Genomic DNA, 19,330 nt, shown 5'->3' on the forward strand with positions numbered 1-19,330 from the left:
GAAAAAATCCGTTCTGATATCAATGCCAGGCACCCTGTAGTCTGTCAGAGTGGTTCATTTCGCATGCGAGCAGTGTTGGTGAGGATTTCAGGCCAAGATTTTCTTGTATGTAGGCATTTATGGCGACTAAATAAGAAAATAGGAATTATTTCATATGTTGCATAAAATCTATCATTCTTTTTATTATACTCAATTACAACATAATCTCTGATTATAATCTTACATTCATACGCTTATGCCGTGCATTTCCAGAAGGATGCCTTCCCATTTCAAGACGCTATCATAAAGGAAACGTCCCCGAAGACCTGCGCATTGCGACCGTCAGGATACTTGAATCCGAACGGCTCGAAGACCTTTCGGTACGTCGCCTTGCCCGGGAAATCAAAGTCGCGCCTGCCAATTTCTATAACCATTACGGCAGTCTGAACGACCTGCTGCTTGACATTGCCGTGGAGCATTTTCAGGTTTTCCGCAAGCAGATCGCCCATATCAACCGTACTTGCGCCAGTCGCACCGATGCGCTCAAGCGCATTGTATTTTACTGCGTGGATTTTGGTTGCACGCAACCCCAGATCTACCGGCTCATGTTCGGTTACATACAGGACGCCTACGCCTACCCGCGCTATCGTATCATGGCAGGTGCTGCGTTCGAAGATCTGATGGAATTGATCTATGGTAGGCGGGTTTTCACGTTAACCGATGATTTCGGCCCTAATGACATGGAAATCCTGGGTCAGAAAGTGCAGGCCGGTTACGGCATGTACGCCATGCTCTGTGGTTTATCGAACCTGTTTATCATGAATGCGCCCAACGGGCCTTTTTTTGATAGTGATAACCCGCGTGAAAGCATGGCCGCTTTTCTTGGGGGCATTCTCGATGCCTTCATCAAGGGTGATCTGGCCCGCGCACTGGATGCGCAACCGGACGAAACAGAAAGTGGCCTGAAGGAATGATGGACGCCAGGCCCAGATCATCCGTTCCGCTGATGCTGCATGCTCCGGATAATGGGGGCGGTTTTTTGTAGAATGCTTCCTGCTGCCAGCAGCGCCCATCACCACGCCCCGCCCCGATCAACTTCGAATTAAAAATCAGGGCTGGGAAGACTGATCTGAAGAGGCCATGGCGCGGGTTTCACGCAGGATCACTTCTATGGCCCAGCTTATGGCGGCTCCAGCCTCGCTGCCGTTCATATCGAACTCTTCCTTGAGTGTCAGCCACGACAGGATATTGTCGAGGCAGGCAATCACGGCTTCCGCCCGGCGTCGGTCAGCGGCTGGTACGTCTGGCGTATCGCGCCATAGCGTTCTACGCCGACGGATGAGAAGTTCATTGCGGAATTTGATCCGCATCGACCGCCCGACCCGTGTCAGGGCAAGGATGCGAGAAAGATTTGGGTGCTCGTCAAACCGCTCCGCTGCGATGCGGAAGCCCTGCACCAGATCATCCTCATCCGTGCCCAGCGCAAAACCGAATACCTGTGTATTCAGCCATTCGCCCGTAGCCCGCAACAGGGCATCACGGGAAGGAAAATACTTGCGGACAGTCCTTACGGAAAGGTTGGCGTGTTCTGCAATGCGGGTAACCGAGACCGTGACCTCATCGCACTCTTCAATAAGGGCGACAAAGCTTTCAATTATGCGTTGCCGGGTCTGTGCGGCAACTTCGTTGCTCGGCATATGTCATTCCCCTGATTTTATAAAATGGCTTTGTCATGAGAGCATGTATTGTGTCAATGCCACTGATGTAACTCCCTCCGTCGTTCATGTTATGAGTGGCTATAAAATGCTGAAATTCAAGAAGGCCTTTTTAATTTTCCTATGAGCCGTTCGATCCCTGCCCCTTTACAGGGATGCAGAGGGACTGGATGGCGTTTCAATACAGAACGTGCTGATTTTTATTTTGACATGAGGGCTGTAACACATGAAAACTTTCTAGTCTATAATAGAACGGCATGGAAAAGGCAGGGAATATCCATAGTCGGCTACAGGCTGAAAAAATCAGCCGGACCATCGTGTCATCGATCAGTGCATGTTCCATCTCTACCTTTTTGCCAGAATACCGGGAGACCATCTTTGCCCAGTGGTAAGTGATCCATGCAGGTTCTGAATCACATCAGGGCCCTTGAGAAAATTTAATTCTCAACAGGTCCTGACAATATTTACCAAATTATTATTTATAATTTAGAAATTTTTTATTTCATATTATATAATAGCCCATGACACGTCATCGGCTTTATCAATGATGTGTTTTAGCCAATCTCCTGACGTATCCCAAAAGGGGACTTTCACGCCAGCGCAGGCGTGAAAGTCCCTTATTTCTTCCGTCAGGCACCATTATAGGGTGCGGCAGCTTTCGGCAGTCCGCCTTCAATCGGCAGCGCCGGGTTACGCGACCACTCGTTCCACGAACCCATGTAGATACGCAGTCTGCTGAACCCGGCCGAGGCCAGCGCCACATAGGTATTGGCGGCACGCGCGCCCTTGAAGCAGTAGATGATGATGTCATCATCAGGGTAGAGGTTACGCGTGGCGGCCAGCGCCCGGATTTCATCAGGCGTACGGAAGGCGGCGTGGTTGTCGGTCACTTTCATGAAGTCATACCACTCGATCCATACGGCACCGGGAATCCGGCCCTTGCGCGGCGCGAAATCGATCCCGTAGGGCGATGAACTTTCAGCCAGCCATTCAACCCGGTCACGGTTATCGAGCAGCTTGATGGTGGAAGAACCCAGCGCCGCCCGCACTTCGGCCTGCGTTGCCATGAGGCTGGCATCGGGCCGCAGGGGGAAGCCCGTGCGTGTGGTGGTGGTGGCATCGGTCGTCAGCGTGCCCCCTTCCCCGCGCCACGCGCTCAGCCCGCCATCAAGAATGCCCACTTTGGGGTAACCCAGATAACGCAGGATCCAGTAGCCCCGGCACGACGCGCCATAGCGGGTGTGCAGGGCATCTTCATACACGATGGCGGTTCTGGCGCCGTCCAGCCCGTAATCGGCAAAAAGGGGGGCAAAGGTCTGCTGCAGCTTGTGCAACCCATCCTGCGTGGTTTCGGCCAGGTAGGTAAAGATGTCCGGCATGTTGACGGCGCCGGGAATATGGCCTGCCGCGAAATCCTTGGGGTCGCGCACATCAATCAGGAGAACGCTGCTACCAGCGGCACGCACGTCATCTGGTGAATAAAGAACGGTGGAGGACATTAAAATTCCCTGCGGCAAGGAGGTGGACAGACCGTGTTCTCCTATCAGTAATCCGCATGGTCATGGAGGGGCTGCGACACGCCCCGGCCATGACTGGCGCGGGACGCATGCCCGCCGGGTCAGATCGTGCTCAGCACGCCGCCGTCAACGCGCACGGCGGCCCCCGTAGTGGCCGATGCCTGCGGCGAAGACAGGTAAACCACCATGTTCGCCACCTCATCCACGCTGGCGGCACGGCGGATAATGGAGGACGGGCGATGCTGCATCACGAATTCCGCCGCCACTTCCTCCATCGTTTTACCGGTTTTTTCCTGCTCGGGCCTGAGCATTTCCGCCAGCCCTTCCGACAGGGTCGGCCCGGGCAGCACGGAATTGACGGTTACATTGGTGCCCGCCATCCGCTCCGCCAGGCCGCGTGCGATGGTGACCTGCGCGGTCTTGCTGAAACCGTAATGAATCATCTCGACCGGAATATTGAAAGCCGATTCCGATGAAATGAACACCACGCGGCCCCAGTCACGCGCCTGCATTCCCGGCAGGTACGCCCGTGAAAGCCGCACGCCAGACATGACATTGACCTCAAAAAAACGGGTCCAATCGGCATCCGGGGTTTCAAAAAAGTCTTTCTGCTCAAAGATGCCCAGATTGTTTATCAGGATGTCGCAATGCGGATGGTTTGCTACCAGCGCCGCGCACCCTTCCGCCGTGCCCAGATCGCCCGTAAAGCCGGCCACGCTGCCCCTGCCCAGTGTGGAAAGTGCCTTGACCGCCTCAGCTACCGCTGCCGGGCGGCGCCCGTTGATGATGACATGCGCACCGCTTGCAACCAGCCCCCTGGCAATGGCCAGGCCGATCCCGCCGGTCGATCCCGTTACAATGGCCGTGCGGCCTGTCAGATCAATCTGCATGGTCGGTCTTCCTTTCTTTGCGGGCGGGGCACACCCATGCCCCTGGGGTTCCGTGACCCCTACAAGACCATGGATGGCTGGCAAGGACCAGAGGAGCGCGTACCGCTCACGCCATGTAACGACATGACCGCCCTGTTTTACGCGGCCCCCGGTGTTTTTTTCGTAATCACATGATTGGTGCGGTGAGACGGATGTGTGCCGGTCGCTCAGGAAGAATAGATTCCTAACAATACCATTGACGTGCCAAGCAGGACGCCACGCATAAGGAAAAAGCCGGACCCCGCAAAACAGGATTCATACAATCGTCACACTTATGATGTTCCATATTTGTTAAGCATACCTGCCTGCGCTTTGGCGGGCTTTTTCAGAGGTTTCCGGATCATGAATAGACAGTCCGATTCCACCCCCGAACCCCGTAAAGAGCCGCATGAAGAATGGCGTGAAGCCCTGCTGCGCGCCTGGCGAAGCAGGCGTGGCTATGATCACCCGCAGGATGGGGCGCATACGGCATCCGATAAAGGTTTCCTGTATGATGATGCCTGCAATGCATGGCAGCATCACTAAAAATTCAGGTATTGCAGCCCAGAAGCATAAGTGATGCATTCGGTTACAAATGAAATAGCGGTATGCCCTTTATATCATCGGGTCGTTATTTTATAAGATAATATCTGATTTGCAAAAATCAGTTCGTTAAGAAGGAATGAATTACATGAAAAAAGCACTGCTTTTTGCTGCGGCCCTTGGCCTGGCCCTGCCCGTCGCTGCGCATGCGGATGACAACAACGAGCAGCATCACGGTGAACACCGTGGCCACCATGGCGGCCATCGCGGCGGCCATGAAGGCCACGACCAGGGCGGCGAGCATGGTGATCGTGACCACGGTAGTGACGAGCACGGTGGTGAGCATGGTGATCGTGACCATGGTGGTGACGAGCATGGTGGTGAGCATGGTGACCATGACCATGGTGGTAACGAGCACGGTGGCGAGCATGGCGACCGCGAGCATGGTAACCACGAACATGGCGACCATGAGCATGGCGAGCACAACCACGAGCACGGCGATCACGAGCAGCAGTAATCTGCGCGTCTGATACCATGTGTCAAAAAAGGGGGCTCCTGATGGAGCCCCCTTTTTTTGTTCCTGGCATGCCGTGTTCCATTCAGAACAGGATCAGGTCGATGCCAATGCCTAGCGCCATCATGCCCCACAGCCCAACCAGTGTGGCCTTGCGGCGGATGATATGACGCGACAGGAGCACGACCAGCGGGTCGCCCGTTGTTGCGGTGGTCCGCTCGCCGGGTTTGAGTTCCCGGTAAAACCCGCCATTTTCTGTCACGCCCACCATGTTTAACAATCCCTGGCGGAAGCTGCGCAGGTCTTCCTCGGTATAAAGCGTCTCGCGGTTGATGGTGATGGTCTTGGGTCCGCAGCGCAGCAGGCGCATGGCGCGCAGGTGGCGGGGGCGGATACCCAGGTAATCCGATGCTTCGCCTGCAGGCAGGATGTTCCGGCGCGGAAAATGCAGCACGGCTGGTCCCGTATCATTATCAGGGAGGGGCATCATCATGCGAACCTTTCCGTCTCTTCATGCGCAGTGGTGGTCGACTGACCCACGGTGCCCCCTTGGCGCCGCAATGACCAGACCGATTTTGCACCATGCCCGTAATCGTACGCATTACCCCCTTTTCGCCCTACACATATGGCGTTAGAGCGGCCCGGTTCCGCTGTGCTTGAAAGCAGGCGGCGTGCCGGAGATAAATGAGTTTATGATGCGTATCGTCATGCTCTCGATGGGAGCGTTCATCTGGCTGGTGACCGAGGTGCTGCCCATAGGGCTGCTGACGGACATGGCGGCTGGCCTTCATGTCTCGCCCGGTCGCATCGGGCTGCTGGTCACGGGCTATGCCTGGCTGGTGGCGCTGACGGCTATCCCGCTCACACTGCTGACCTCGGGGCTGGACCGGCGCATGCTCATGGCCGTGCTGCTGGGGCTGGCAGGAGTGATGGATGTAGCGTGCGCCTTTGTCAGTCATTATGCGCTCATGGCGGCGATGCGGGTGGTGCTGGCGCTCGGGCATGGCATTTTCTGGTCCACCATAGCGGGAGTCGCCGTCCGCCTCGCCCCCCATATGCCGGTGGCGCGTGCCACGGCATGGGCCTTTATGGGGGTTGCCGTGGGGTTCGCGGGGGGCATTCCCATGGCTGCGGCCATCGGGCAGTGGTTGGGCTGGCGGGCTGCGTTCGTGGTGTGCGGCATTGCGGCGCTGGCCATCATGGGGGGCGTTCTGGCGTTGCTGCCGCCCCTGCCCTCGCCGCGCAGGCATATTGATATTCCCCTCCTTCTGCGCCAACCGGTGCTGCGTTACATCGCCGTACTGACCGCGCTGGTGGTAACCGCCCATTTCACAGCCTATACCTATATCATTCCGCTTCTGTCAGCCATACCGCACATGCCAGCACGGCTGGTGCCGCTGCTGCTGCTTGTTTATGGCGTGGTGGGGATCGGCGGCAACTGGCTGGGCGGTCGCCTGCCGTGGTCGGCGGGGCGCATGATTGGCATCGCCATGATCGCCCTGATATTGAGCCATGTGCTGCTGGTTGCTTCGGGCTGGTTGCCGTGGCTGGCGTGGGTGGATATGGCGGTCTGGGGCATCATTGCCGCCCTGATCAATCTTGCCCCGCAAAGCTATGCCATTGAACTGGCTCCCCATCAGCGCGAGGCCGCCTGTTCATTCTGTGTCACGGGGTTCAATAGCGGCATCGGCGCGGGCGCGCTGTGTGGCGGGGTAGTTCTGTCCAGCGCTGGTCCCTACGCGGTTCTGGCGTGGAGCGCGGGACTGGTCGGGGTGGCGCTCGTTGCGTTGCGCATGGGCAGGCGCTACGGTGGCTGACCTGTTTCCTCTGGCGGCGCGCTGCCCTATGCTATGCCTTTCCCTGACCGGACCAGAATGTCATGACAGAGCATATCGTCTATAAAATCCTGACCGCCCCCGAGCATGAAGCATTTGCGCGCGCGGGCCTGTTCAAAGGCTCGCCGGCTGATATGGCGGATGGCTTCATTCATTTCTCCACCGGCCCGCAGGTACACGGCACGCTTGAAAAGCATTTTGCAGGCCAGAGCGGTCTTATGCTGCTTGCGATCGATCTGGACCTGCTCGACCCGACGGCAGTGCGGTGGGAACCATCACGCGGGGGGCAGCTTTTTCCGCATCTGTATGCTGCCCTGCCTGTTGGCGCGGTTGTGGCCACCACTGCCGTAACCCATGATGCACAGGGGCGTGTGCAGCTACCGCTCTGAGCAGCCTGGTGCAGGCGGCCTATTCAGGGTCATGATCGGCTTCATCGGTTTCCACGCTGATGATGCCATCAATATCCGATAGCGCAGCAACAAGGTGCGAGACGGGCCGCCTGCCGCGCACCTTGATGAATAGCGTGACCGTGCCCTGGTCCGGCCTTGCATCATGTGATGGCAGTTCCGCATCGTGCTGTCGGTCGCGCAGATCCTGCAAGGCCTCGGGGTCTTCTTGCAGGGATCGGCCAGGTGGCTCGAGCTTGACGCGGGTAATGGTAAAACGCAGTCTGGTGCAGCGGATCAGGATCATGCGCAGCAGTCCGCGCCCATCGGGGTAAGACAGGAACAGCCCCACCGAACGGGCGGCATGATCGCGTGGAATAAGGTGGCTGATGCGCGGAAAACCGAGCATGATGATGAAATGGCCGATGGTTGTCGCCACCGCCAGCGTAATCAGTCCCGCTCCACAGGCCATGCCCAGAGCGGCCGTCAGCCAGACTGACGCAGCGGTGGTCAGTCCCCGCACGATATCACGCCGCATGAAGATGACGCCGCCGCCAATGAACCCGATGCCCGATACCACCTGTGCCGCGATGCGCGAGGGGTCCAGCACGACACGCCCGGCATCAAGGATGTTGTTGAACCCGTATTTTGACACCAGCATGAACAGCGCGGACGCCACCCCGACCAGCGTGTAAGTGCGCAGGCCAGCACTTTTCTGCCTGAACTCCCGCTCCATCCCCACCAGCGCCGACAGGACAAAAGCAAGCACAAGTTCACCAAGCTGGAGCCAGCCTTCCCCTGATGACATATTGGCAAAAAGTGACAAGACTGCCCTCCCCCGCGTCAAACCATGCGTCTACCTGTTAAACAGCACGGGAGAAGGCCGGGTTGCGTGCCAGCCCGCAGGGCAGCCCCGTTTTATTCATGGTTATCTGGAGGAAAGGGTGCAGATTGAAAGAGAACAGCGGATGGCGATCATAAACCTGCCTTCACGCCAGGAACTGGCTCTGATGGCCATAACACTGTTCTGGGGTGGCACGTTCCTGATCGTGCATGTCACGCTACGACAGTGCGGACCACTGTTTTTCGTTGGCTTGCGTTTCATGACAGCGGGGCTGATCGGCTGCGCAGTTTTCCATCGCGCCCTGCGGCGGATCACCCTGGCCGAGACGGGCGCGGGCATGGCGATTGGTGTTGCAATATGGGGCTGTTACACCCTGCAGACCTATGGGCTGCAAACCATCAGCAGCAGCCGTTCCGCTTTTCTGACCGCGCTTTACGTACCGATCGTGCCTCTTCTGCAATGGATCGTGCTGCGCAGGCCGCCACGCATCATGAACTGGGTAGGCATCGGGATGGCTTTTGGTGGCCTGGTACTGCTGGCAGGTACGGGTGCCACTCAGGGTGGGTTTGGCCGGGGTGAATGCGCCACCGTGCTGTGTGCCGTATCGGCAGCAGCCGAGATCATGCTGATCAGTCGTTGTGCACCGTTGGGAGACAGCAGGCGCATCACAGTGGTGCAGTTGCTGGTGGCCGGGCTCCTCGCCCTGCTGGCCATGCCAGTTGCAGGCGAGCGCCTGCCTGAATTTTCATGGATATGGGTTGCCGGAGGCGTAGGCCTTGGCGTGGGCAGCATGCTTGTGCAACTGGCCATGAACTGGGCGCAGAAAGCCGTCTCGCCCACGCGGGCCACCATTATCTACGCTGGTGAGCCCGTGTGGGGCGGCATTGTCGGGCGCATGGCCGGTGACCCGCTGCCCGCCACCTCGGTTCTGGGCGCGTGCTGTATCGTAGCGGGCGTGCTGGCAAGTGAAATCAGACTGCCTGCATGCTTCAAACCCAAGGATTGATAGAGAATAGACGTTTTTTGTAACGCAGTTTATAAACAATATTTACCAAAATTTTTTATGGTGGCATGATAGCCCATAACTGGCTTTTCTCATGTCATCGGCGGCCCAAGACGTTCACGGATCATCCGCTGGTGCCGCCAGTGACGTAACATAAAAAGCCCCCCAGCCAGCAGGCTGACAACATTCCCCACCACAATGCCATAAAGAAAGGGAAGTATCGTTGCGACATGTTCCATATTACTTTCCCTGGTCGTGGCAGTCAGGCACCATGCGTTGCCACGAAAACCGTAATTTGCCCGATTGCTTCCTGCGCAGTCAGGGTCGTGCCGATGGTTCGGTGCCGTGTCGTCATGTCCACCATGGCCCTGAGCAGCGAAATCAGCGTTGACGCAGCATTCGCGGCCGTTCTGGCCTCCGAGACGACGCTGCCCGACAGGTCGGACGCCATGCCGGTAATGACCGCAATAACCAGTGTATTGATCTGCCCGATATTGGACACAATACTGTCAAATGCCGTGCGGATGCTGGTGCTGTTATAGCTTACGGACGCGCTCGACCCGGCAGCAGTCTGAAATGCATCAAGCGCCTCCTTGAGTGCGGCGATCACCGTATTGGCCAGTGCCACGTTTGCGGGGCCCATGGCTGCTGTGACAAATGAAAGACTGATGGCAGTATTGGCAAATGACACGATGGCATTACCATAATCCGTTACTTCAGCCACGTTCAGGGTGATGGTGGTGATCTTGCCCGTGCGGGTGAGCGTGCAGCCAGCGAGCATGCCGGCCGTCAGCGTGCCGGCCCCCATGTGCAGCACGCATCGGCGGGAGAGCATAAGGTTCATGTGCCTATTCCTGTAAAAAATGCCCTGGTAGTGGCGGGACATGCGTGACTTATTTTTGCCGTAATGCAGGGTAGAATAGGATTTGCAGCTTCGGCTCACATCGGCCATCCACCTAGCGCCGAAGCTGCACCCCTATTTTTTCAGTATTTCGGGCCTGCCTTTCCTGTTCAAAACCGGAATGCCAGCCGCGGCCACAGCGTGTTTGGCGGCGGGCTTTTCGGCAAGCGGCACGCGCACGCCCGACTGGCCCGGCTTGAAGTGGTTTTCCGCCCAGCCGATGTTCAGGCCGATGGTGGTCATGAGTTGATAGGCCACGGCCCACCGGCTGCCCGCATGGGGTGGCGGGATGATGGTGGTGGCAGCGCTGCACGCGAAAACGAAGATCGCGGCGTAGAGCGCATACTGCTCCGGCACTTCAGTCAGCAGGAGCGCAATGACGGCCCCGAGGCCGCCGAGTTTTGCGGTTGTGTTCATGTCATGCCTCGATGGCTTGTGCGAACAGGGCGACGTGTTGCGGGTCAACGTCCCCTGCCCCAAGCGCGGTGTTGTAGTTGGCTTTCCAGAACCGGCACTGGCCTGCGGCATCATCAGCAGCAGGCAGCGCGGCGGGTGCGCGGTAGCATTTCAGCCGGGCCATGGCGCAGGCGTATGGCAGATTGCCGATCAGTTGCGTGGCGCGGTCCGGCCCTATGGGCCAGCCAGCCTGAAGGGCGAACAGCCGGGCGCGGATGGCTGACTGGCGTGGCGCGGGCAGGAAGGTGGCCCAGATGTCATCATGCGTGAACGGTTCCATCTGCCACAGGCCCAGCGCGGGGCCGCCACCGTTCTGCACCAGTGCACGGCAGCCCGTCTCGGCCAGTGCGATGCCTGCGAGCAGGTTGATGGCGGCGGGACCGCCGAGGCCGATGAACGCCAGCGTCGGGGCGATGATGCGGGTTTTCAGGTCGGACAGGCCCAACCCCTGCGGCGCCATCAGGAATACCCGAACGCGCGTTTGCAGAACGACCACGCAGCATCACCAATCTGCCCCCAGCCCAGCAGCCCGGTGAGGAGCACGATGAATGTCATCGTCACCCACGAGGTCAGTTTCAGGCCACCTTCAATGCGGGCCAGCCTGCCAGATATTTCGTTGTTGCGCTCGGTGGCCGTGTCGGTCATGTCGTCCACCCGCTCCATGATCTCGCGCCGGGTCTGGGCAGCATTTTCGGTTACTGACTGCGTGAGATCGCGCCTGAGGTCGGCAAACTGCTGCGAGAGCGTATTCAGCCCGTCGCGCAGGTTGTCGTGGCCACCCTCCACCTTGGCCAGCCGCTCGCGCACGCGGGCCAGATCCTCGATCGTGGCGCAGCGCTGGGGCATGACCGGGCCGCCCTGCGTCAGGGATGTCGTTTCGCTCATTCATTTTCTCATAAAAAAACCGCCCTGGCGGGCGGCGTGGCAGGCGCGGGTTGTGCGGCTGGGTCAGGTCGTGGCGGCAGCCGTGCTGGCCGTCATCACATCCGTAGGCTGGGCAGGCAGCGCGGTGCTGGTGGTGTCGGTGCCGCTGGCGATGGCATTGATGGCCAGCACGTAGGCTTTCATGTCCGCCGTGAAGGTCTCGCCCATTGCCGCCGTGAGATTGGCCTGCTGCGTTATCCATGCCTGCGCATTTTTCGCCTGTGTTTGCAGCGGAACAGGCGGCGCGGGTGGCGAATATGGCACCACCTTTCCACCTGAAACGCCGATGCCTGAAAGGCCTATTGTGCTGTATTGCTCCGCTGTCAGTGCGATCAGATCAGAGGCGGCGGGCAAGCCCGACAGGTCATCATACTGGGCCATATCGTAGCGGGCCGTGACAGGCGTGGGCTGGGCGGCAGCCGTGTCATAGGCCACGTAATAGCGTGATGGGTAATTCTGTTGCCAGGTCATTATATTTCTCCAACAGAACGAGCGAAAAAACCCGACGTTAATTTACTGGAAGTGTCAAGATGCCGTGCATACACGTCAAATCCGGTGTTACGAACTGCGGATAACGGATCAGAGATCTTGGTGTTAAAATTTACCGACGCCTGGTAGCCATCGCCACTGTTAAAAGAAAACGACGCTGTTATTAATGGCGTCGTTCCGGCCCGGTAGGCGGTTGGAAACAATATGGTTTGCGGACCGTCCAGCGTATCCAGATAGCCTGTAAAAAACTCCTGCACCAACATATTGGACGCGATTTTGTAGGTGAGGCATGGAAAACCGTTCAATGTGCTGACCGTGAGGCTCGGCGGGTAGAAGGCCGTGACGTTCCCCGCCGCATCCGTAACCAGCACGTTCCCGGATGCGTCAAACTCAATATCGGCAATCTGGATATTGCTGGAACCGGCAGCGGGCACGGAGCGGATATACCGCGCTTCGGCCACCCGCGCACCGAGTGCACCCTGCGTGGTGAAGTCCACCACGTCAGGCACCTCGGTCTCGCCCTCGAACGTCACCGGTCCGGTCACGCTCTGGGGCTTCGCGTCATTCAGTTTCAGGCGCCCAGCCAGATCGGTCTGCAGTTCCGGAATGGTTTCGTAAAACGGCGCGTCCTCGGCCTGCGCGATCATGTCCGCCGTAATGGCCGTGGCCGCTGCTGGCACCGTAATGGTCCATAGCGGATACGCGCCATCGGGCACGGTGGTGGCAATACCCAACTGCGCTACGTCCTGCCGCACGGTGGGAGCCGTCTTGCCGCTGTTATCGGCCCCGGCATAGGTCACGGACGGGTCGGCAGCGTTATAGAAGGGCAGCACGGTATCATCCGCATCCACCGTCGCGGGCGTGGCGTAGACAGTATAGGTGGCCCTTGCCCCCGGCACGCTCAGCGTAACCGGATCGCGGCTGATATGCTGGCGCACCAGCACGCTGCCATTTGCGGCCAGCGTGCCATAAGCCGTCGCATCCACCACGCCAGCGGCAAGCAGCGAGCCGGGCGCGATGGTCACGGCAAGCCCGGTGCCCGGCGTGCAGGCAAAGCCGCCAGCAGCCACGGTATCATCGCCATAAGCCATGCCCGCAAGGTGGCCGAGGCCCACGAAGGCGTTACGCTGGGCATTGAGCAGGTCGCTATCAAGCGGGATCTGCGCGGGGTAGACGATCTGTCTGTCCATCAGTCGGTTTTCTCCACGTCCTGCGCCCATGCAATCATGCCCGCAGGCATGACGGCGGCAATCTGGGTCAGGGTCCGGGTTGCGGGTGGGTTGGTGTCGCCGGTCGGCAACTGGGCAAAAAGCTGGAACGGCACGCCGCGCGAGCCGTAGCGCAGGGCAGTCACACCATAGCCGTAGCCACCGCCGGTGGCCGGGCTCGCCAGCGTGCCCAGCCCCTTGCAGTCAGTGGCGTTGCGCGGCTCGATCACGCGGCCTGAGGTGCCCACTTCATCGGCCATCACGTTTACCACATCGGGCCGGGTACCGAGCGAGGGGAACAGCGCTTCCTCGATGCGGGCGCGAAAGGTGTCGTCGCTCTCGCCCGTTTTCCGCGTGAGCGTGGCGCCAAAGAAATCGGCGGCGAACATGTCAAGGAACGCGCCGGTCATGGTGGCGAGCCGGGTCTGGTCGCGTGTGCCGGTCAGCAGGTTCCACACCCAGGCGAACACGCTGCCAAAGCCCTGCAGCAGGGCATTGAGCACCGGGGCCTGTTCGCTCTCGCCCGAACCGGGGGGGGCTGGGAACCAGCCGGTGGGCAGGAGCGCACGGATGCGCAGCGCGAAGCCGTTCCGGGTTGTATCAGCCAAAGCTCACCGTCCCCGCCCGGTAGGCTGTGCCGGTGGTTGCGGGCAGGTCCACCGTGCCGCCTGCCAGCGTCACATCGGTCACGTTGGTCACCGACGTGCTGGCGGCATAGGCGATCTGGATCAGGCGCGAATAACTGGCCGAAGCCCCGATGGCGAGGCCGTTGAGGTAGGTTGCGATATTGGTGCTGATGGTGGCCTGCACGGTGGCGAGATCGCCGGTGCTGCCCACGCTGACGGTCATGGCCACGGGTGGGCGCACAATGTTGGGCCGCACCACCTGAATGGACACGGCAGCGGGCCGCACGTCATCCACCGCCGCATAGACCGCATCGATCACGCTGTCGGACACATCGCCCGAGCCATCATCGACAAACACCACCACGTTGCCGGGCAGGAACGCGCCGGACGTGTCCACGTTCTCGAGCACCTGATAGATCAGGTCGGCGGAAACATCGGTCACCGCGTTCTCGATGGCCGCCACCGTCGCCTTGGAGCGGCTGTTGATGTAGGACACGAACCGCGTGCGCAGCGCCGCATCGCTCTCGCCATCGCTGCCATTGGTCAGGGCGGCGGTGTTGGTCACGGTGTCGATGCCCGATATGGCCGTGCCCAACAGGCAGATGGCGCCCGCCGCGACGTTGCCGGTTGCCCCCGTGGAGGCACATTCCACCGGCACGGTGATCGAACCCGTGCCCGCGGGCCGAACGTAAGCCCCCGCACCTGCAGACCAGGCCGGGTTGGTCATGTCCTGCACCACGGTGAATACGAGGCTCGACGCCGTGCGCACCGTTGCCCCCACCGGCACCGTGGCTGACTGGCTGGCGGGCGAGAACGAGGTGAAGGTGACGGTGCCGGTCGCTGCCGTGCCCGGCAGGCGCGTGAGGCCAAAATCCTGCACGAAGCTGTCGGCATCCGCACCGATGGAGGTGGCCAGTCGCGTGCGCGAGAGGATCTGGAGTGCGATGAACTGGAACCACAGCCCCAGCCCCGCCACGGCCTCGAGCATGGCGCGACCGGGCGAGCCGATATTGAGGTCAAGCAGCGACGGGCACGCCCCCTGCGCGCTCGCCACCATATTGCCCAGCGTGGTCCGGAAGGATTGGAAGGTTAGGGCCAAGACGGACCTCCAATAAAAAAGGCGCCCCGTGAGAGACGCCCGTCATGTGCTCAGTGTGAGTTCCTGCACCGTGCCGGTGTCAGCGTCGGTGTAGGCAATGGCCAGCAGGTAGGCCCCTGCCTTTGGGCTGGAGATCGTGACCGTGATCGGCTGGGTCTGGTCCACCCCGCCCTCTTGCTGCATCTGCTCGAGCACCAGGGCGCGAACACCGGCCTCATCCATCACGCTACCCACGCGCGCGGGCAGTCCGGCCCCATAATCGGGCTGCCAGATATAGGCCCTGGCATTGGTGCACAGCCTGCGCAGCAGCGCCTGCCTTGTCTGGTCGGCGCCCGTGACCACGGCCACGCCGCCGGTGCCCGACAGGTCAAGGTCGCCGCCCATGGTGTGGGAGAGCGCGCTCATTGCGGTGCCCCCGTCGAGCCGCTGCCCGGCTGCACGCCGCTATGGGTGTGGCCCTTGCCCGAGATGCCCGCCGCGAGCACGTCCGTCTTGCCGGTTACGGTGCCCTGGGCGGTCATGTCCTTGTCGGTCGTGATCGGGCCACCGGTCACGGCGAGGCCATTGGTGTCGAGAGTCATGCCGACTGACCCGACGTTCCATGCCTTGGTTGTAGCGGTCAGTGTCTCGGTGGCATTCCCTGCCCCACTGTAGATCGCATCCTTGGTGATGTGCCACCACGGCGCGTTCTGCGTGGCCTGTCCCTGAGCCGTCGCGCCATTGGCGGCGGGCGGCGTGGGGCAGCCTGCCACGATCAGCATCTCGCCGGGCTGGGCCGGTTTGCCGGTGGCGGGGGATGTGGGGGGCATGAGCACGGCGTCAAACACCGGGCAGGCCATGACCATGTGTTCGGCATCACCTTCGACTGGCAGGGTTACGACATGCGCGCCAATATCGGGCAGGCAGGCAATACGCAGGCTGCCTGCCTGCAGCGCGCCGCAGGGCACCCAGCCACTCTCCACCCCGGCGGGCTGAAGCATTACCTTGACGGCATGATTGACCGGGTCCACCGCGCTGACCAGCCCGAAGCCGGGTTGGGCCTGCGCATGCGCCAGGCCTGCGGCGACCATGCGGGTATCAGTCATCGGTTTCATCTCCTGTCATGCTGCGGCTGCGCAGCGTAACCTGTTGCGAAAAACCGCCATTCCATGAAAAACGGCTGCTCACGGCATCCACGTCCAGCGTGCCATCCCATGTCGTGCCGGTATCGGTCAGCCGCATGAAGTCACGGGGCTGGAGCGTGATGCGCCCCGGCAGGGTGCCGGTAATGGTGCGGGCATGGGCCATGATCTGACCGTACTTGCATCGCGCCATCTGCCGCGCCGTATCCAGCCGCGCGCCCGGCAGGCTGAAACTGTGCAGCGTGCCAGCCTGTGCGGGGGGCGTGGCGGAGCCGCCCGCTGCTGACCAGTAATAATCCACCTTCGTGCGCTGTCGGCTGTCCCATGCCATGACATGCACGATAATGCCCCGGTCAATCTGGTAATCGCGCGTGAAATTCAGGCCGTAAGCCCCGGCCCTGACAGGTTGCTCCGGCCCGTTATCGGCATAATCGAGCAGATGGGTATTGGCCTGCGTGGGCGTGGGATAAGGCGCGCAGACAAGCGTGGTGCCCTGCGTGTACAGGTCACAGCCCACCCCGGTGGCCAGCGTACTGGCCAGGTCAAATGCTGTCTGGAACCGGCTGTGGCTGGCTGCGCTGCTCCGTTTGTGCTCCACCTGCCAGAACTGGCCGGTCATGGCCTGTGGCATGCTGACCTGTGGCGTAAGCCCCGCCGCTCTGGCCATGGCCGTGATGACTTCCGCCCCGGTCATGTTCATCCAGTCGGCGCAGATGCGCATGTCCAGCAGCCTTGCCAGATAGTCGCGGCAGGCGATGGTCAGGATTGTGTGCGCCGGGCTGAGGGCAACATGATCAATGATGCCCGTGAATACGCTGCTCCATTGCGCGCCCTCATCTGCCGCGTCACGCATCTGCAGCGTTACGCCCAGTTCGGTCGGGGCGCTGCCCTCTGCAGGGGCTGGCAGGTCAAACCACAGCCCGGTGGCAGGCATGGCGGCACGGTCCAGCGCCAGTGTCATTTCAAGCGTATCGGCCCGGCTGTAGCGGGTGCGGGTCAGGGTGAACTGCTCAATTCCGGTTTCCGCCCGTTCGGTGCCGTTGACCAAAAGCCGTGCGCGCGGCGTGCGCCAGATGGTCTGCCCGGCGGTGGTGTATGAAAGACTGCCGCTCATGCCGCCACCCCCGGCACGCCAGCATCAAGCGCAGTATCGATGGCAGGGAGCGCAAGTGTCACGGGCGCGGTGAAAGTGGACAGGTCAGGGTCGGTCATGCCGTTAAGCTGCGCGATCCGCCACCATGCGGTGGCATCATTCAACTGCCGGGCCGCGACATGGTACAGCGTGCGATCCGCCGCCGTAACCTTTATGGTGAGCACCATGGGTTTGTTACCTCCTGCTCAGTTATTGGCAATCGGGCCATCCTGCACGCCCCCTGTGGCCAGCAGCGTGTTGGCATAGGCGCGGTTGACCAGGCCCGCGCTGTTGACGGTAGCGCTGTGCAACCGTGCATTCTGGGTCAGGGCAGAAAGACTGGCGGCATTATCGGGCGGGATGCTTTCCATATTGGCCCCGGTCTGGCCGATGGCGCCGGTCAGTCCCGCGCCGGATGCCGCAAGCCCCGACACGACGCTGGCAGCGCTATCGGGCACCGAGGCCAGGTTGACGCCAGCGCCAGACAGGCCGCCCACCATGTCCAGATTGTCTTCCACCCCGGACAGGATGCCACCGGCCCCCGCCATATCGGCAATGGGTGCAACCTGCCCGATGATGGTGCCAAGCTGGCCTGTCATGTTGCCTGCAATGGTCGAGACATCGGCAAGCGCATCCGTCAGGCCGGACAGGGCGGAACCCGTATCCGCGCCCACCAGCGCCGAAAGGCCGGACACCACATTGGTGGAGATCGCCATCTGGGGCGGCTGTTCAAGCACCAGCCGATAGGGAATGACCACGCCTTTCTGCGCGTAATCATAGGAATACTGCACGATGCGGACCATAAGTGACAGCCCCGCCCCGCTGAACGGCACCGGCACGCCCGCAATCCGCATCTGCTTGAGCACGCGCGCGCGTTCAATGGCGGTGGGGCCGACAAACGTGCCGGTCAGTTCCAGCCGGTCGGGGTCGTTGCCTACGGCATCAATCACCCGGCCACCACCGGGCAGGCGGTGCACGGCTACCTGCTGGGTGCCACCATCACGGATGAGCCGTGGCACTTCCATGCCAGTCAGGGTCAGGTCACCAATGGTGACGGGGGCTGAAGCCCATAGCCGCCCGATCGAGCCGATGGCGGTCTCGGCGTTCATAAGGGTCAGGGACATGTATTTTCCACTCAGGACAGGCTCTGGCGCCAACACACACGCGGTGCGGACCGTTTGCGTTCACTATTCATATACCCATGGAGCGACCGGGTAGCTGCACATGCTGTATGCCATCGGGCGCGGTGCCGGTGGCGCGATGCTCAAGAAGGGCACGGCTGGTTTCTATGTGGGCAACAGCCTGCCCCACATTATGCTGGTCGAGTGTCACGGGAATGGTGAGCTGTATGATGGGTGCGCCCGGCATGGCCTGATCCTTACTGCCGGGGGAGCGGGCACGGACCATGGGCGCCGGACTGATGAAGGAAGGCCGCGCCTGGCCCCGGGGTTGCCCGCGTGGCGCAATGACGTTTCTGGGGCTACGAACGCTGGCAGGCAGCAATCCACGCCGCGCTCCATGGCTGTCTGGCCTGTCGTTCAGAAAGCCGGATCTGTACGGTGCGACCTGCCTCTTCGCCACAGGCGGTATGGCTACGATGTGCCGCCGACCCGGAACAGCCATGAGGGCGGGCTCAGGCCTGCGTGGTGCAGGCGCAGGCATGGCGTGGATCATACCCCGCTGCCTGACCCCGGCTAAGGCTGTGGCGGCCTGTCGGGAGTTGGATGTGCGAACCATGGACAGGCGCATCAGGGGTGACGCCATGCGTGGTCCATAGGGCATGGGCGCGTGTTCTTTTCCATCCTGCCCGTTCCTGCGCGGAGCAGATGCAGGAACGTTCATGACGGCTGCTCCGGCCCCACGCCAGTCAGGTCCCCCCTGTTGTTCACCACGGCTGAACCAGCGACTGGCAGCGCGACTGACGGGCGGGCGCGACTGTCTTGCCCGCGCATTACGCGCTTCCCCCAGCCCGCTTGGCAAGACCTGCGCGCGGGGCTTGTGGCTACGTTGAGGCGGGTGAAAGCGGGCAGCCATGACAGGCTGTGACCTAGTGTGCCTCATGCGCCCTATCGACGCAGCCAGCCTTGCAATGACAGCGTGCCCGTTGTGCCCCGGCAGGCGGGCTACCGG

General features: G+C 60.9%; 26 protein-coding genes. 5 read left to right on the plus strand and 21 right to left on the minus strand.

The window, feature by feature from the left end; translation table 11 throughout:
- The first annotated feature begins 449 nt into the window (after positions 1 to 449).
- Complete coding sequence (locus R5N89_RS07120) at positions 450 to 953, plus strand: TetR/AcrR family transcriptional regulator (RefSeq protein ID WP_244192278.1); 504 nt, start codon at positions 450 to 452, stop codon at positions 951 to 953.
- A 135-nt stretch (positions 954 to 1,088) separates the two neighbouring features.
- Here R5N89_RS07120 and R5N89_RS07125 read toward each other — a convergent pair whose 3' ends face one another.
- The 3 genes from R5N89_RS07125 to R5N89_RS07135 all read right to left on the minus strand — a co-directional run bounded on the left by R5N89_RS07125 (position 1,089) and on the right by R5N89_RS07135 (position 4,101).
- Positions 1,089 to 1,676: a TetR/AcrR family transcriptional regulator gene (locus R5N89_RS07125; protein ID WP_110570010.1), complete on the minus strand. Its 588-nt coding sequence runs from the start codon at positions 1,674 to 1,676 to the stop codon at positions 1,089 to 1,091.
- Positions 1,677 to 2,323: 647 nt separating this feature from the next.
- Positions 2,324 to 3,193, minus strand: a complete 870-nt coding sequence (locus R5N89_RS07130) for a sulfurtransferase (RefSeq protein WP_110570011.1) — start codon at positions 3,191 to 3,193, stop codon at positions 2,324 to 2,326.
- Positions 3,194 to 3,312: 119 nt separating this feature from the next.
- Entirely contained in the window at positions 3,313 to 4,101 is a 789-nt protein-coding gene (locus R5N89_RS07135; RefSeq protein WP_110570012.1) for an SDR family NAD(P)-dependent oxidoreductase, read from the minus strand.
- Between the two features lie 381 nt (positions 4,102 to 4,482).
- Between R5N89_RS07135 and R5N89_RS07140 the strand changes: the two genes are divergently transcribed.
- Positions 4,483 to 4,665 (plus strand): hypothetical protein, encoded by a 183-nt coding sequence (locus tag R5N89_RS07140; RefSeq protein ID WP_110570013.1) that lies wholly within the window; start codon positions 4,483 to 4,485, stop codon positions 4,663 to 4,665.
- Positions 4,666 to 4,783: 118 nt separating this feature from the next.
- On the opposite strand, the gene R5N89_RS07145 is transcribed toward R5N89_RS07140, so the two are convergent.
- On the minus strand, positions 4,784 to 5,167 hold the full coding sequence (locus tag R5N89_RS07145) for a hypothetical protein (protein ID WP_110570014.1): 384 nt from the start codon (positions 5,165 to 5,167) through the stop codon (positions 4,784 to 4,786).
- A gap of 94 nt (positions 5,168 to 5,261) precedes the next feature.
- Positions 5,262 to 5,669 (minus strand): hypothetical protein, encoded by a 408-nt coding sequence (locus tag R5N89_RS07150; RefSeq protein WP_244192279.1) that lies wholly within the window; start codon positions 5,667 to 5,669, stop codon positions 5,262 to 5,264.
- A gap of 199 nt (positions 5,670 to 5,868) precedes the next feature.
- On the opposite strand from R5N89_RS07150, the gene R5N89_RS07155 reads away from it, so the two are divergent.
- Both R5N89_RS07155 and R5N89_RS07160 read left to right on the plus strand, forming a co-directional pair.
- Positions 5,869 to 6,993: an MFS transporter gene (locus tag R5N89_RS07155; protein ID WP_110570015.1), complete on the plus strand. Its 1,125-nt coding sequence runs from the start codon at positions 5,869 to 5,871 to the stop codon at positions 6,991 to 6,993.
- A gap of 62 nt (positions 6,994 to 7,055) precedes the next feature.
- Positions 7,056 to 7,400, plus strand: a complete 345-nt coding sequence (locus R5N89_RS07160) for a DUF952 domain-containing protein (protein WP_110570016.1) — start codon at positions 7,056 to 7,058, stop codon at positions 7,398 to 7,400.
- Between the two features lie 19 nt (positions 7,401 to 7,419).
- Here the strand turns inward: R5N89_RS07160 and R5N89_RS07165 are convergent, their stop codons facing one another.
- A complete protein-coding gene (locus tag R5N89_RS07165) occupies positions 7,420 to 8,205 on the minus strand; it encodes an MgtC/SapB family protein (protein ID WP_110570039.1) in 786 nt (261 codons plus the stop codon).
- 202 nt (positions 8,206 to 8,407) lie between these two features.
- Between R5N89_RS07165 and R5N89_RS07170 the strand changes: the two genes are divergently transcribed.
- Positions 8,408 to 9,247: a DMT family transporter gene (locus R5N89_RS07170; RefSeq protein ID WP_244192280.1), complete on the plus strand. Its 840-nt coding sequence runs from the start codon at positions 8,408 to 8,410 to the stop codon at positions 9,245 to 9,247.
- Positions 9,248 to 9,336: 89 nt separating this feature from the next.
- On the opposite strand, the gene R5N89_RS07175 is transcribed toward R5N89_RS07170, so the two are convergent.
- The 15 genes from R5N89_RS07175 to R5N89_RS07245 form a co-directional block, all read right to left on the minus strand.
- Positions 9,337 to 9,483, minus strand: coding sequence for a hypothetical protein (locus tag R5N89_RS07175; RefSeq protein ID WP_167400903.1), 147 nt, complete (start codon positions 9,481 to 9,483; stop codon positions 9,337 to 9,339).
- Between the two features lie 23 nt (positions 9,484 to 9,506).
- Positions 9,507 to 10,088: a hypothetical protein gene (locus R5N89_RS07180; RefSeq protein ID WP_110570018.1), complete on the minus strand. Its 582-nt coding sequence runs from the start codon at positions 10,086 to 10,088 to the stop codon at positions 9,507 to 9,509.
- Positions 10,089 to 10,220: 132 nt separating this feature from the next.
- Positions 10,221 to 10,562, minus strand: coding sequence for a hypothetical protein (locus tag R5N89_RS07185; RefSeq protein WP_110570019.1), 342 nt, complete (start codon positions 10,560 to 10,562; stop codon positions 10,221 to 10,223).
- A gap of 1 nt (position 10,563) precedes the next feature.
- On the minus strand, positions 10,564 to 11,061 hold the full coding sequence (locus R5N89_RS07190; protein ID WP_110570020.1) for a hypothetical protein: 498 nt from the start codon (positions 11,059 to 11,061) through the stop codon (positions 10,564 to 10,566).
- Positions 11,061 to 11,486 (minus strand): hypothetical protein, encoded by a 426-nt coding sequence (locus tag R5N89_RS07195; protein WP_110570021.1) that lies wholly within the window; start codon positions 11,484 to 11,486, stop codon positions 11,061 to 11,063. The genes R5N89_RS07190 and R5N89_RS07195 overlap by 1 nt, the downstream gene beginning before the upstream one ends.
- A 63-nt stretch (positions 11,487 to 11,549) precedes the next feature.
- Positions 11,550 to 11,996, minus strand: coding sequence for a hypothetical protein (locus R5N89_RS07200; RefSeq protein ID WP_146220229.1), 447 nt, complete (start codon positions 11,994 to 11,996; stop codon positions 11,550 to 11,552).
- Complete coding sequence (locus R5N89_RS07205; RefSeq protein WP_244192281.1) at positions 11,996 to 13,204, minus strand: hypothetical protein; 1,209 nt, start codon at positions 13,202 to 13,204, stop codon at positions 11,996 to 11,998. The genes R5N89_RS07200 and R5N89_RS07205 overlap by 1 nt, the downstream gene beginning before the upstream one ends.
- The gene (locus R5N89_RS07210; protein WP_110570023.1) at positions 13,204 to 13,830 is read right to left on the minus strand and encodes a hypothetical protein; all 627 of its coding nucleotides are present in this window, start codon (positions 13,828 to 13,830) and stop codon (positions 13,204 to 13,206) included. The genes R5N89_RS07205 and R5N89_RS07210 overlap by 1 nt, the downstream gene beginning before the upstream one ends.
- Entirely contained in the window at positions 13,823 to 14,947 is a 1,125-nt protein-coding gene (locus R5N89_RS07215) for a baseplate J/gp47 family protein (RefSeq protein ID WP_110570024.1), read from the minus strand. Before R5N89_RS07215 ends, R5N89_RS07210 begins: the two co-directional genes overlap by 8 nt.
- A gap of 42 nt (positions 14,948 to 14,989) precedes the next feature.
- Complete coding sequence (locus R5N89_RS07220; RefSeq protein ID WP_110570025.1) at positions 14,990 to 15,352, minus strand: phage tail protein; 363 nt, start codon at positions 15,350 to 15,352, stop codon at positions 14,990 to 14,992.
- Positions 15,349 to 16,032 carry a phage baseplate assembly protein V gene (locus R5N89_RS07225; RefSeq protein ID WP_110570026.1) on the minus strand — a complete coding sequence of 228 codons (684 nt, stop codon included), beginning with the start codon at positions 16,030 to 16,032 and terminating at the stop codon, positions 15,349 to 15,351. Before R5N89_RS07225 ends, R5N89_RS07220 begins: the two co-directional genes overlap by 4 nt.
- Positions 16,025 to 17,182 carry a hypothetical protein gene (locus tag R5N89_RS07230; RefSeq protein ID WP_110570027.1) on the minus strand — a complete coding sequence of 386 codons (1,158 nt, stop codon included), beginning with the start codon at positions 17,180 to 17,182 and terminating at the stop codon, positions 16,025 to 16,027. The genes R5N89_RS07225 and R5N89_RS07230 overlap by 8 nt, the downstream gene beginning before the upstream one ends.
- Positions 17,179 to 17,388 carry a hypothetical protein gene (locus R5N89_RS07235; RefSeq protein ID WP_110570028.1) on the minus strand — a complete coding sequence of 70 codons (210 nt, stop codon included), beginning with the start codon at positions 17,386 to 17,388 and terminating at the stop codon, positions 17,179 to 17,181. Before R5N89_RS07235 ends, R5N89_RS07230 begins: the two co-directional genes overlap by 4 nt.
- Positions 17,389 to 17,406: 18 nt before the next feature.
- Positions 17,407 to 18,324, minus strand: a complete 918-nt coding sequence (locus tag R5N89_RS07240; RefSeq protein WP_110570029.1) for a hypothetical protein — start codon at positions 18,322 to 18,324, stop codon at positions 17,407 to 17,409.
- 67 nt (positions 18,325 to 18,391) lie between these two features.
- Entirely contained in the window at positions 18,392 to 18,568 is a 177-nt protein-coding gene (locus R5N89_RS07245; protein WP_167400904.1) for a hypothetical protein, read from the minus strand.
- Between the last annotated feature and the right edge of the window lie 762 nt (positions 18,569 to 19,330).

The organism is Komagataeibacter sucrofermentans DSM 15973, assembly GCF_040581405.1.
GTDB classification, from domain to species: domain Bacteria; phylum Pseudomonadota; class Alphaproteobacteria; order Acetobacterales; family Acetobacteraceae; genus Komagataeibacter; species Komagataeibacter sucrofermentans.

Excerpts from the sequence above, each read along its gene's own strand:
- R5N89_RS07155 (WP_110570015.1), top strand. The coding sequence starts at position 5,869 with ATGATGCGTATCGTCATGCTCTCGATGGGAGCGTTCATCTGGCTGGTG.
- R5N89_RS07130 (WP_110570011.1), bottom strand. The coding sequence starts at position 3,193 with ATGTCCTCCACCGTTCTTTATTCACCAGATGACGTGCGTGCCGCTGGT.
- R5N89_RS07170 (WP_244192280.1), top strand. The coding sequence starts at position 8,408 with ATGGCCATAACACTGTTCTGGGGTGGCACGTTCCTGATCGTGCATGTC.
- R5N89_RS07200 (WP_146220229.1), bottom strand. The coding sequence starts at position 11,996 with ATGACCTGGCAACAGAATTACCCATCACGCTATTACGTGGCCTATGAC.
- R5N89_RS07135 (WP_110570012.1), bottom strand. The coding sequence starts at position 4,101 with ATGCAGATTGATCTGACAGGCCGCACGGCCATTGTAACGGGATCGACC.
- R5N89_RS07150 (WP_244192279.1), bottom strand. The coding sequence starts at position 5,669 with ATGATGATGCCCCTCCCTGATAATGATACGGGACCAGCCGTGCTGCAT.
- R5N89_RS07230 (WP_110570027.1), bottom strand. The coding sequence starts at position 17,182 with ATGAGCGGCAGTCTTTCATACACCACCGCCGGGCAGACCATCTGGCGC.
- R5N89_RS07225 (WP_110570026.1), bottom strand. The coding sequence starts at position 16,032 with ATGACTGATACCCGCATGGTCGCCGCAGGCCTGGCGCATGCGCAGGCC.
- R5N89_RS07245 (WP_167400904.1), bottom strand. The coding sequence starts at position 18,568 with ATGCCGGGCGCACCCATCATACAGCTCACCATTCCCGTGACACTCGAC.
- R5N89_RS07180 (WP_110570018.1), bottom strand. The coding sequence starts at position 10,088 with ATGAACCTTATGCTCTCCCGCCGATGCGTGCTGCACATGGGGGCCGGC.
- R5N89_RS07205 (WP_244192281.1), bottom strand. The coding sequence starts at position 13,204 with ATGGACAGACAGATCGTCTACCCCGCGCAGATCCCGCTTGATAGCGAC.
- R5N89_RS07240 (WP_110570029.1), bottom strand. The coding sequence starts at position 18,324 with ATGTCCCTGACCCTTATGAACGCCGAGACCGCCATCGGCTCGATCGGG.
- R5N89_RS07195 (WP_110570021.1), bottom strand. The coding sequence starts at position 11,486 with ATGAGCGAAACGACATCCCTGACGCAGGGCGGCCCGGTCATGCCCCAG.
- R5N89_RS07185 (WP_110570019.1), bottom strand. The coding sequence starts at position 10,562 with ATGAACACAACCGCAAAACTCGGCGGCCTCGGGGCCGTCATTGCGCTC.
- R5N89_RS07160 (WP_110570016.1), top strand. The coding sequence starts at position 7,056 with ATGACAGAGCATATCGTCTATAAAATCCTGACCGCCCCCGAGCATGAA.
- R5N89_RS07165 (WP_110570039.1), bottom strand. The coding sequence starts at position 8,205 with ATGTCATCAGGGGAAGGCTGGCTCCAGCTTGGTGAACTTGTGCTTGCT.
- R5N89_RS07175 (WP_167400903.1), bottom strand. The coding sequence starts at position 9,483 with ATGGAACATGTCGCAACGATACTTCCCTTTCTTTATGGCATTGTGGTG.
- R5N89_RS07125 (WP_110570010.1), bottom strand. The coding sequence starts at position 1,676 with ATGCCGAGCAACGAAGTTGCCGCACAGACCCGGCAACGCATAATTGAA.
- R5N89_RS07220 (WP_110570025.1), bottom strand. The coding sequence starts at position 15,352 with ATGAGCGCGCTCTCCCACACCATGGGCGGCGACCTTGACCTGTCGGGC.
- R5N89_RS07235 (WP_110570028.1), bottom strand. The coding sequence starts at position 17,388 with ATGGTGCTCACCATAAAGGTTACGGCGGCGGATCGCACGCTGTACCAT.
- R5N89_RS07140 (WP_110570013.1), top strand. The coding sequence starts at position 4,483 with ATGAATAGACAGTCCGATTCCACCCCCGAACCCCGTAAAGAGCCGCAT.
- R5N89_RS07190 (WP_110570020.1), bottom strand. The coding sequence starts at position 11,061 with ATGGCGCCGCAGGGGTTGGGCCTGTCCGACCTGAAAACCCGCATCATC.